The sequence below is a fragment of the Paenibacillus phytorum genome (assembly GCF_013141715.1).
GTDB classification, from domain to species: Bacteria; Bacillota; Bacilli; order Paenibacillales; family NBRC-103111; genus Paenibacillus_E; species Paenibacillus_E phytorum.
In genome coordinates this window covers 1-611 of sequence record NZ_WHOA01000046.1, presented here as the reverse complement: position 1 = coordinate 611, position 611 = coordinate 1, and the positions used below count along the sequence as shown (strand labels likewise).

Here is a 611-nt window from a genome sequence, read left to right as displayed (position 1 = left end):
ACGTGAACAGAAGAAAAGATGACTGATAACGTAACGTTCGTTAAGCTCCCTCGTTATGATTTGATTTTCTCACGCAAGCTCGTGTATTCGCAGGATTTCATCCTCTTTGATATCGGACGATGAAGGAAAGAGAGTTGAATTGATAGGGCCTAATCGTTAGAAGGCATGCGGGAACAGAGGTGGGGGTAACATCACCTAATTTGTACCATCTGCTGCACGTATTCTCCACATAGCCCTTAGCGATTTTCGCTCCCATGTCTCAACGGGTCTAAGCCCTCTCATTCCTTCGTCACATCTATCCAAGGGGTGGAGGTCGGTTTTTCTAACGGAATGGGTCAGTGCCCTTTTGCGTAACGTATCCCGATACTCCGTGCTTTCTTTGTCATCCTGCGAATACGCCAACTTGCGTTAGTAATGCATAGTTTTTAAGCTGCCAATGCAAAGACTTTCACTGGGTTGTATGCTTCCTCACTGCGTGCCAGGCCTACTAAAAGTCGAGCCAACTTTCCACATAACTTCATGATGGATTTCATTTTTTTCAGCTTTTTTACCTGAACATTATGTTGATGCAAAGCCTTGAATTCTTTGTTAGTCATAACCATACACATCGT

The 611-nt window shown here is 44.0% G+C and carries 1 pseudogene; it reads right to left on the bottom strand.

The window, feature by feature from the left end:
- Positions 1-425: 425 nt before the first annotated feature.
- Positions 426-611 (bottom strand): annotated as a pseudogene (locus tag GC098_RS07335) (IS110 family RNA-guided transposase); the annotation flags it as partial.